This is a genomic window from Dendronalium sp. ChiSLP03b, assembly GCF_034531165.2.
Classification (GTDB): domain Bacteria; phylum Cyanobacteriota; class Cyanobacteriia; order Cyanobacteriales; family Nostocaceae; genus Dendronalium; species Dendronalium minutum.
In genome coordinates this window covers 1-10,510 of sequence record NZ_JAVRBR020000109.1, presented here as the reverse complement: position 1 = coordinate 10,510, position 10,510 = coordinate 1, and the positions used below count along the sequence as shown (strand labels likewise).

The window sequence follows — 10,510 nt, the reverse complement described above, 5'->3', positions numbered from 1 at the left end:
CGCAGTTTTGCTCCAACTACAACAAAAATGGTTGATACAGTAATCTCAGTTGCACTCAACTTAATGAATCCTCAAGATTTAAAAAATTGGTTTACTAATTGCTGTTACTGTACCTCATAACACCGGGAACTGCTGTAACTCTTGTACAATCCAAAATGATACAGTGAATACCACAGTTCAGGAATCCTGTAAAACAGTCTTTGAGACAATTCGAGTTTTCTTGAGGTCTGCTTCCGAAAGTTGTTCGCCAGCTTGCAGGCGAGTGGCGGAAGTTTGCAGAACTGTTGCAGCACCAGTATCTCCAATTTGTAAAGCGGTTTGAGCGGCTGTTTGCAACATTGTAGCTGCACCAGTGCGATCGCCTTGTTGCAATTTCACTTCCGCTAACTGAGTTTGGCGATACTTTGCTAAGGTCAAAACAGATTGTTGCACTTGGGGATCTACCGCAGGTTGATAAGTCTGTATCACATTTGCATATATCGGTATCATCGGGGACAGCAAGCCCTCTTTATTCACCGCTGGGTCAGCGTAGCGGATTTGCAGATGCCCGATTACCTGTTTGCCTTCTGGCAGTTGTCCCAAGTATATATTCGCCAAAACTACTCGTTCGACATCCATCAAATCTCCCAAGCGTACAACAAAGCCTCCATGGGCTTCTTTTTGTACTGGTAATTCAATTGTGTCTGGCGCAACTTGGGCAATGGGTTTAAGTTCTGCTAGTCGGACATTTGGTACCAAAGATAACAGTAGGTAAGCGTTAGTTAGTCCCACAGACTGAATACGCTTAAACAAACGGCTAAACTGCTCAACTGCTTGTTCAGGGCGCTCAATATGAGCTAAAGTACCACCACCAGCATCAGCAATTTTTTCTAATAAATCCTGATTCCAGCTATTGCCAAATCCAAGAGTATTAATAGTCAAGTTGATTTTAGCTGCCTTGTGGGCAAGTTCGAGACAGCGCTTGTTATCATCTTTCCCGATCTCCAACTTCCAAATCTTCAAACTGCTTTCACCATGACCATCGGTGAGGAGAAACGCTTGGGAAACAGCTCCTCTTGTTCCCTTCATTAATTCTGTGATTCCCTGTTGCAAACCCTCAGCAATTACCGTACCACCGCCAACATTCAATTTCTTTTTAATCTGGGATTTAATGCTTTCAACGTTGTGGATTTCTTGGTTAGGAATAATCACTTCCGCAGAACCAGCAAAAGCTACAACGGAGATGCGATCGCCTGGTTGTAATCTATCCAATAATTGCTCCACTGCTTGAATTACAGTTTGAATTGGTTGCCCATGCATGGAACCACTTTTATCGAGAATCAAGCATAAATTGAGTGGCAAATGTTGGTCGAGTTCGCCAGCGATCGCCGAAATTGAAATCGCCAATTGACGTTGGTTATTCAATTGTGCGGCATCAACATTCGTATCATTTAGTGACCAGAGCAATTGAACTTTCATTTGGGAGGGATATCTTGCAACACAGTTTTTGAGACAATCCTGGTTTTCTTGCGATCGCTTTCGGATAACTCTTCTCCAGATTGGAGCTGGGTAGCGGAAGTTTGCAGAACTGTTGCTGCACCAGTATCTCCCATTTGTAGGGCGGTTTTAGCAGCTGTTTGCAGCATAGTAGCAGCTCCAGCCCGATCCCCTTGTTGCAACTTCGTCTCTGCTAATTGAGTTTGGCGATATTTAGCCAATGCCAAAATCGATTTTTGCACTTGGGGGTCGAGGTCTGGTTGATAAGCCCTGACTGCATTGGCGTAAACGGGGATATTTGGTGTAAATAACCCGATTTGATTCTGGGTGGGGTCGTCGTAGCGGACTTGCACGTTAGCGATCGCTTGTTTACCTTCTGGCAACTGTCCTAGATAAATATTAGCTAAAATCACCCGTTCCGCATCTTTCATCAAATCTCCTAAGCGGATCGCAAAGCGTCCATCCGCTTCTTGTTGCAATGGCAGTTCTATTGTGTCTGGGGCAACCTGGGCAATGGGTTTAAGTTCCGCTAGTCGGATATTAGGCATAAGAGAGAATAGTAAATAAGCATTAGTCAATCCCACAGTTTGCATCCGACTGAACAAGCGACTAAACTCATCTACTACGCGATCGGGTTTTTGAATATAAGACAAAGTGCCTAAACCCGCATCAGCGATTTTTTCTAAAATATCTTGGTTCCAATTGTCCCCAAAACCCAAAGTATTCAAAGTCAAATTATAGCTAGCAGCCAACTGGGCAAATTTCAAGCAACGATTGTTATCACCGTGTTCATTTTCGCCATCTGTTAATAAAAAGGCTTGAGAAATCGTTTCTTTTTTGCCCTTTGCTAACTCTTCAATACCCAAGCGTAAGCCTTCATCAATTGCTGTACCACCATCGGCAGCCAAACGGTTAATTTGCTTTTTGATTTTCTCTGGTTCTTCGATAACTTGATTAGGTATTAAGACTTTGGCACGATGATCGAAGACTACAACACTCAGGCGATCGCCGGGATTAAGTCTATCAACTAACTGGTTCGCTGCTTTTTTGACAGTTTCTAGCGGTCGCCCATTCATCGAACCACTATGGTCGAGAATTAAACATAAATTCAGGGGAACAGTACGGTCTTGAGTTTGGGCGATCGCCGAAATCGAAATTGCCAACTGTCGTTGACTGCTCGGTTGATTCGCGTCCAAATTAGCATCATTCAGAACAGGCTGCAAGTTAACTTTCATGACCCAAACTTCCTAGTCAAGATAGACATATTTATAAATAACTTCAAAACGCAACATTAGCGCTACGGAAAACCTACCTAATATAGATCCATTGAGAAATTCGGATAATATATTCAGAATATCTTAGTAGCCACTCATTGGCAGATGCTCAGTTCTTTGCCCAATAGGGAGAAATCCGAACTTGAACAGAGCTAGCATCACGCTAGGATGTATTACAGTTAACGGCATAGTTTCAGGCGATCAGTTGCTATGGACATTTCCCCCATCAAGGCTGTTCAAGCCCCCTATTACGGCGATAATTTCTACCGAACACCGCCGCCAGATTTGCCTTCCTTATTATTAAAGGAAAGAATTGTCTATCTAGGAATGCCACTGGTTCCTGCTGTCACAGAATTAATCGTGGCCGAACTGCTGTACTTGCAGTCCGACGACCCCGAAAAGCCGATTAAAATCTACATCAACTCGACCGGCACTTCCGGTTATAGTGGCGATCCCATTGGCTTTGAAACCGAAGCCTTTGCCATATTTGACACTATAAAATACATTAAGCCCCCCATTTACACCATCTGCCTTGGTTCGGCAATGGGTATGGCAGCAATGTTGCTCAGTGCAGGCACAAAAGGTTGCCGCGCCAGTTTGCCCCACTCCACCATTATCCTGCACCAGCCTAAGAGCTACGCCCAAGGTCAAGCAACGGATATTCAAATTCGGGCGAAGGAAGTTTTGGCAAATAAAGCCTCAATGGTTGATATTTTGTGTCGCACCACCGGACAGCCTCCAGAAAAAATTACTAAAGATATGGATCGGCTGTTCTATATGACACCATACCAAGCTAAGGAATATGGATTGATTGACAGAGTTTTTGAGAAAGAAGAACTAGCCAATCCTCCACTACCTGCGAGTGTCCTCTAAAGAGTGCTGAGTGCTGAGGAGCCACTGCGGTCTTGGGGTCTCCCCAAGTGGAGCAAGTGGCGTTGCTGAGTTATGAGTCAGCGATCAGTTGTCAGTGGTTATTCTCTTTGTCCCCTTGTTTCCCCAGTCCTTAGTCCCCAGTCTCCAATCCTAAATTAATTTAAACGGAGTAACGAAAATGCCTATAGGCGTTCCTAAAGTTCCTTACCGGATGCCCGGAGGGCAATATACAGATTGGATTAGCATCTACGATCGCCTCTACCGGGAACGGATTATTTTCCTGGGACGAGATATTGATGATGAAATTGCTAACCAAATTATTGCCGTAATGCTATATCTGGATTCAGACGATCCAGGTAAGGATATTTATTTATACATAAATTCCCCTGGAGGCATGGTTACCTCTGGCTTGGCAATTTATGACACCATGCAACACATCAAATCAGATGTGGTGACCATTTGTGTGGGTCTAGCTGCCTCTATGGGGTCTTTCCTACTGTCTGCTGGTACTAAGGGCAAACGTATGGCATTGCCCCATTCTCGAATCATGATTCACCAGCCTTCTGGCGGCACGCGCGGGCAAGCAACCGATATCGAAATTGAAGCTAGAGAGATTCTGCGGATTCGTAACCAGCTTAACGAGATTTACGCTAGCAACACAGGTCAAACTGTAGCCAAAATTGAAAAAGATATGGATCGCGACTTTTTCATGTCTGCCCAAGAGGCGAAAGAATATGGTTTAATTGACCGTGTAATTGAAGAACGCCCGTAGGGGAAGATGGGGGGATGAGGGAGATGAGGGAGCAGAGGGAGATGAGGGAAAAATAATTAATACCTCAGTTCACAATCCCCAATCCCCAATCCCCAGTACCCAGTTCCTAGAAAAACTGTCAAATGTGAACTATAAATTAGATAATTAGTCTTTATTATTAAAACCTCAAGCTGGAAGCTAATAGCTGAAAGCTAAATATTGGAAAGCTGATAGATCGCAATGGATCTTGGAGATTGCTACCGTTTATTGGGTTTAAGGACAGGAGCCTCTTTTGCCGACATCAAAGCGTCTTATAGACGGCTGGCCCAGCAATATCATCCTGATACTAACCCAGATGATACAAAAGCTAAAGATAAGTTTATTGCCTTGACAGAGGCTTATAGAGTTCTGTTAACAGTTGTACCGTCAGAGGAGACAGTTCAAAGAGTTAGTCAATCGCCTAAATCTGGGTATGAGGGTACAAAGGCTACTCGCCAAGAAAAAGCACCCAAAACCAAAACCACTGTAAAAACCGAAAAGCCGCCCACACCAAAGCCGCCTAATATTGTGGAAATAGAACAGCGGTTAAAGTGGAAGACTTACGAGCAATTGCAACGATTTTTAAAGGAAAAAAGATTTCCCCAAGCGATCGCACTAGCGGAAGCTTTGGCAGAACGCTTACCAGGGGATGCCGAAGTGCGGCAATGGCAAGCGGTTGCTTATCAAATTTGGGGACGGGCACTAATTACCGAAAATCAACTACTGAAAGCTAGAATTTATCTTAAAAAAGCCCTGAAAACAGACCCCAACAACAAAACTTTGTGGCATGAAGTGCAACGAGACTTCCAACGTTTAGAGCAGAGTTTTTAAGAGGCAGCTATCCTAGAAGCAGGAATTGGAAACCTCTTGTATAAACTTTTTTCTGTGTATATTAATTACGAATTACGAATTACGAATTAGTATCAGGCTTAAGCAGCAGATAATATAATTGTCCATTACTGACTGTAACCCCGGCGCGATCGCCTGCTAGTTTACCAGTACCTAAAAAGTAATCGACCCTACCGGGGCCTTTAATTGCACCTCCCGTATCTTGATCGAGTACATAACGACTGACGATCCGATGTTCCATCTGGCCGTTAGCATTGGCAAAGGGAAAAGCAGCACGAATCAATGCTAAAGCACCAGGAGGCATAAGGGATTTATCTGTGGCAATAGAACGTTCTGCGGTTACTGGTACGTTAATAGAACCTTGTGCTGGCGCACCGTGGTTTTCTTGAAAAAACACAAAGCTAGGATCGCGGGGAATATAAATATTTAATTCTTGGGGATGCTTTTGAAAATAGTCGAGGATAATTGGCATTGTCATACCCTCTAGCGGCAATTTGCCATCGTTCGCCAATTCTCTGCCAATACTTTTATAGTTATAAGCGATATGACCGGCATAGCCTATTGTTGTCTGAGTACCATCAGTCAGTTGAAGTCTAGCTGAACCTTGAATTTGAGCCAAATAAGGTTCAAGGCGATCGCGAAACCAAAATAACTCCAACCCCCGTAGTTTACCTTTTGCGCCTTGTAAACCATCTGCTCCTTCTAATTCTAGACGTGTAGGATGAGGCTTAGGCCAAGAGTCTAAATTAGGAGGTAATCGATAAACCGGATAGCGAAACTCTGCTGTGGGAACGCGACTGGCAAAATAAAGTGGTTCATAGTAAGCAGTAAACAAAACCGAACCTTTATTGTCTTTGCCAACTGATTGGTAAAAAACAAACTCCCGTTGTATAGCTTTCTGTAGTTCAGTTGCAGAATTAGTTTTTAGTAACAGTTCGCGGAATCTTTTTAAACTTTTGAATACGCGATCGCGTGTAATTCCAACTAATTGATATCGTTGATAAGCAGTAACAGCATTAGAGGTTTGCAGATATCGCAAACTGCGATCGATAGCTGTTATCAGCGCTTTTTTATCTGGTAATTGATTGTTTTTTCCTCCATAGAGAACTTCATCTAAACAAGAAGCATCATCCTGACAACAAGTCACTGGCAACCTCTCAATAAGTGGCTGTAGCGCTTTTTGCTTTTGAATAAGTGTATCTTGTGTTGGCTCTGACAAAGACGCTGGTACATCCCACTTGTTTACTCGACATTCTGGCGGACTGGGTTTCAGATATCCTAAAGATTGCATACGTCCCAAAAGAATTACCAGAATCACAGGTAAACCGACGCTGATAGCTACAATTTTCTTTCTCATTCAGACAATTGGAGATTAAGTATTGGTTAATAGGTATTTATTAATGAGGATTATGAATTAGATTCAAAGAATTCTTTCCTAGTCCCCAGTCCCCAGTCTCTTATTCATTCATATTACGGTACGTAGCAACTGCGGAAGGCGATATACGGTTCAAGTAGCGGAATATCCAATATTTAAAAATGGTATCTAAAATCACCGGAAATGTAGCAATAAATAAGAAGATAAAATCTCGATTTTCTGGCAAGCCCCAGTGACGTGATAAACCTTCTAGAATTACTTCCCAGCCATGAGGAGAGTGAAATCCGACAAATATATCAGTAAATAAAATGATAATAAATGCCTTAGCGCTGTCACTCAGACCATAAACAATATTATCAATAAAATCTTTTAGCACCGCAATGGCAGGCTTGCTGACAAGTAAAAACCAGATAAAAGCAATAATAGAGACAATATCTGCAAAAACATTCTTAATCGCATTGGTGCTTTCCTCGCGAAATTCCTCGGCAATTTCGATTGCCTTTTCTCGCATCTTATTTTCTATCTCTTGTGGAGATAGTGGTGGTGTATTAGTAATCAGGCTTTGAAATTTGACTTTTTCCTCAAATCTTTGCAGATCTACTAATGCTTCTTCTTCCATTTGATAATTGAGGAAAACTGTCTCTGTTTCAGTTCCTTTAAAACGCTCAACCAGTGGGCCTACTACTAATATTTTAGATATCTGATGAGTCAACAGAGGTACTATAATTAATAGTAAAATAAATCTGATAGATATTATTGTTCTTTTTTGAGCCTGACGAAAACTTTTAACAACATCTTGCTCAGAAGTTGGATCTAATTCAATTTGCAGACGACTTATAGTGCTTAAGAGCGACCGAGGTAATATTCCTGTTGTATCAGTTTTTCCACGCTTTTTAGGAGTTGGTTCTTTATTTGGATTTGATAATTGTGGCGGGGATGCTGGAACTATTTCATTTGGCTCGACTTGAACAATTTGAGGTTTTTTTACTACGGCTGAGGAAGTCGTTTCATAATCATAGTTAGTGTATTTTGATGTGACATCATCAATAAATTTTAACTTTTCTAAAATTAAGGAAGGATTAGGATATTCTATCCCTGCTTTATGAGCAGCTTTTTGCTTAGATTCATTTGAGAACCAACGGCTAGCTTTAAACTCTGTCAGTCGCATCCGAACAATTTTTAATTGTTTTTTCAAGTCTGACTCAAAGTAATCCATCACACTATTGCTGTGGATGGTTGAGTTTAAGTCTATTTTATTACCATTAAAATGCTCGTCTTCTATTGCCTTAATCTGTAATGCAGCCTTGTAAGCCTCATCCAAAGAACGCTCTGGGGTCTGGAGATACCATCGGTAAGCAGACAGCAAGAAAGGGTATATTTTTTGGCTAAAAACAGAAATTTTCATTGTAGGCAATCATGCAGCATTTTTTGGTGATTCTTAACCCTAAGTTAACGCACAAGGTATACTAACAAATCTACAAGGAGAAGGTTTGTGGTTTCTTATTCTGTTTGGATTATAGGTACTAGCCGCAGTGGTAAGACTACTCGGTTAGTCGAGCATTTTTGTCGCTGGTTACAAAATGAAAATCACAGTTATGAATCATTTTATACTAAAAAACAAAAATTGCAAGCAAGTACTTGCATAACCAAACCTTTGTATCTTGAGAAAACAGAGCCAGGAGTTTTAGTTCTAGCAGCCAACGATGAGAATCGCCGAGAATTAGGAGATAAAATTGTTACAGCCACTTTAGGCAAATATCCAGTTCGTGCGAAGACAGTATTGGGTTTTTTTCAAGATGAAGTTATTTTATTTTGGCCTTTATTGATTCAATCGTTGAATCTAAAAGCACAATTTCCGGTAAGATTACGTCCAGAAACAGAGCAAGAATTGGCAACAAAACTCTGGCGTTCTCAATTAGACGAAGAAACCTTACGTCGTGCAGGAGTAAATGAATACCGCTTGGTAAGGCGGATTCTAGATTTACTACAATTAGCAGCTTACAGTGGCAAAGTTTGTGAAGATATTGCCGAGATTTTGCAAAAGGGCTTACAGGAAAATGGCATAGATTTAGAGCCGGAATTTTTAGGGTCTTTATTACTAGATTGGCGTAACTGGTGTTTAGAAAGAGGATTGCTAACTTATGGCATCATTACCGAGCTTTACAGTCAGCACTTGTTAAGCGATCGCAATTACCAACAGTATCTCACTCAACGCTATCAGGCGGTGCTTGCGGATAATGTCGATGATTATCCTGGCATAGCGCGTCACCTATTTGATTTTTTGTTGGATCGAGGTGCAGTAGGGGCATTTAGCTACAACCCTGATGGTGCAGTGCGGCTGGGATTGGGAGCAGACCCTAACTATTTGGAAGGACTAGCAGGCCGTTGTCAAGTAGAAAGTCTGACTGGGCAACCTTCAGAGTCTTTAGCGGATAGACTTGCTACGCCAATGGTGGAATTAGTCACAGAATCGATGGTACTGTCTGGTTTACCAGAGGCAGTACGATCCATTCAAACCATATCCCGGGCCCAACTGTTGCGGCAAACAGCAGAAGTGATAGTTAATGCTATTAAATCGGGACAAGTAGAAGCAGACCAGGTGGCAATTATAGCACCAGGTTTGGATGCGATCGCTCGTTACACCCTAGTAGAAATCCTCATCAAGCAAAACATCCAAGTAGAATCACTCAACGACCAACGCCCCCTAATTAGTTCACCTGTGATTCGGGCATTACTCACCATGCTCGCACTAGTGTATCCCGGATTAGGTCGCCTAGTAGACCGGGATGCTGTAGCAGAAATGCTCGTTGTTCTAAGCAAGAAACGAGAAACACCAGATATCAGGAGGCAGGAGGCAGAAGGCAGCACTCAAAATTCAACACTCAGCACTGACATTGACCCAGTACGTGCTGGATTAATAGCAGATTACTGCTTTGTACCCCATCCCGATCGCCCTAATTTGCTACCAGTAACAACATTTGAGCGCTGGGATAGAATTGGCTATGCAGCCAGCACCGCCTATAGTGAGATATTAGAGTGGATAGAAAAACAGCAATCGCAACAAGAACTGCGTCTGATTCCTAGTCCCATTTCTCTGTTAGACAGAGCAATTCAGCGCTTTTTGTGGAATGGCAGCAATCTTCCCTACGACCAACTTGCAGCACTGCGAGAATTGTTAGAAACCGCCCAACACTACTGGGAAATTGACACCAGACTGCGGCAAACAGCCTTAGGGAGAGTAGGAGAAGAAGACACGGAGACACGGGGACGTGGGGACGCGGTGAAAGAACTCTCCGCGTCTCCCTCATCTTCCCAATCAGCACTTGCCGAATTCATTCAACTGCTGCGGCGTGGTACTATCACTGCCAATCCCTACCCCCTGCGTCCCATCGGTCCAGCCAAAAAGGCTGTCACTCTAGCAACTATCTTCCAATACCGTTCTAGTCGGCGATCGCACCGCTGGCATTTTTGGCTGGATGCTGGTTCACCTCTGTGGGCAAAAGGTGGTGCAGCTACGTTATTCGGTGCGCCCTTTTTCCTGCAAGACAGGTTAGGAGAACCTTGGACAGCAGAAGATGAAAAATTGGCAGAACAAGAAAGACTACGAAGGATTTTGGCAGATTTGCTGTCTCGTGTTTCCCAAAAAGTTTATTTATGTCACAGCGATTTAGCAGTCAATGGGCAAGAACTACTAGGACCGCTATTACCTTTGGTACATGCTTGTGTACCATTTGAGCCTCTAACTAGCGCGGCGACGCACTAGCAAAATATAGAAGAAACACAGTCTCAGGAATGTTTTAAAGTCAAGAAATCTTACACTTGAGTAGTACCGTGACAGCAAAAACCGTCTTAACAATGGTGCTGTAGCGCCCG

8 protein-coding genes are annotated in these 10,510 nt (G+C 42.7%); 4 read left to right on the top strand and 4 right to left on the bottom strand.

Annotated elements, in window-relative coordinates; all coding sequences use genetic code 11:
- Positions 1 to 177: 177 nt before the first annotated feature.
- Both RMY31_RS25290 and RMY31_RS25285 read right to left on the bottom strand, forming a co-directional pair.
- Complete coding sequence (locus RMY31_RS25290) at positions 178 to 1,458, bottom strand: VWA domain-containing protein (RefSeq protein ID WP_322667206.1); 1,281 nt, start codon at positions 1,456 to 1,458, stop codon at positions 178 to 180.
- Complete coding sequence (locus RMY31_RS25285) at positions 1,455 to 2,711, bottom strand: vWA domain-containing protein (protein WP_322667204.1); 1,257 nt, start codon at positions 2,709 to 2,711, stop codon at positions 1,455 to 1,457. The genes RMY31_RS25290 and RMY31_RS25285 overlap by 4 nt, the downstream gene beginning before the upstream one ends.
- 249 nt (positions 2,712 to 2,960) lie before the next feature.
- Here RMY31_RS25285 and RMY31_RS25280 point away from each other — a divergent pair, with 249 nt between their 5' ends.
- The 3 genes from RMY31_RS25280 (at position 2,961) to RMY31_RS25270 (ending at position 5,244) form a co-directional block, all read left to right on the top strand.
- Complete coding sequence (locus tag RMY31_RS25280) at positions 2,961 to 3,623, top strand: ATP-dependent Clp protease proteolytic subunit (protein ID WP_214434173.1); 663 nt, start codon at positions 2,961 to 2,963, stop codon at positions 3,621 to 3,623.
- 178 nt (positions 3,624 to 3,801) lie between these two features.
- Positions 3,802 to 4,395: an ATP-dependent Clp protease proteolytic subunit gene (locus RMY31_RS25275; protein ID WP_322667201.1), complete on the top strand. Its 594-nt coding sequence runs from the start codon at positions 3,802 to 3,804 to the stop codon at positions 4,393 to 4,395.
- A gap of 219 nt (positions 4,396 to 4,614) precedes the next feature.
- Complete coding sequence (locus RMY31_RS25270; protein ID WP_322667199.1) at positions 4,615 to 5,244, top strand: J domain-containing protein; 630 nt, start codon at positions 4,615 to 4,617, stop codon at positions 5,242 to 5,244.
- A 79-nt stretch (positions 5,245 to 5,323) separates the two neighbouring features.
- On the opposite strand, the gene RMY31_RS25265 is transcribed toward RMY31_RS25270, so the two are convergent.
- Together RMY31_RS25265 and RMY31_RS25260 are read right to left on the bottom strand one after the other, a co-directional pair.
- The gene (locus RMY31_RS25265; RefSeq protein ID WP_322667197.1) at positions 5,324 to 6,619 is read right to left on the bottom strand and encodes a murein transglycosylase A; all 1,296 of its coding nucleotides are present in this window, start codon (positions 6,617 to 6,619) and stop codon (positions 5,324 to 5,326) included.
- Between the two features lie 100 nt (positions 6,620 to 6,719).
- Complete coding sequence (locus RMY31_RS25260; protein WP_322667195.1) at positions 6,720 to 8,051, bottom strand: proton extrusion protein PcxA; 1,332 nt, start codon at positions 8,049 to 8,051, stop codon at positions 6,720 to 6,722.
- A 78-nt stretch (positions 8,052 to 8,129) separates the two neighbouring features.
- Here RMY31_RS25260 and RMY31_RS25255 point away from each other — a divergent pair, with 78 nt between their 5' ends.
- Positions 8,130 to 10,400 carry a recombinase family protein gene (locus tag RMY31_RS25255; RefSeq protein WP_322667192.1) on the top strand — a complete coding sequence of 757 codons (2,271 nt, stop codon included), beginning with the start codon at positions 8,130 to 8,132 and terminating at the stop codon, positions 10,398 to 10,400.
- Positions 10,401 to 10,510: the final 110 nt, after the last annotated feature.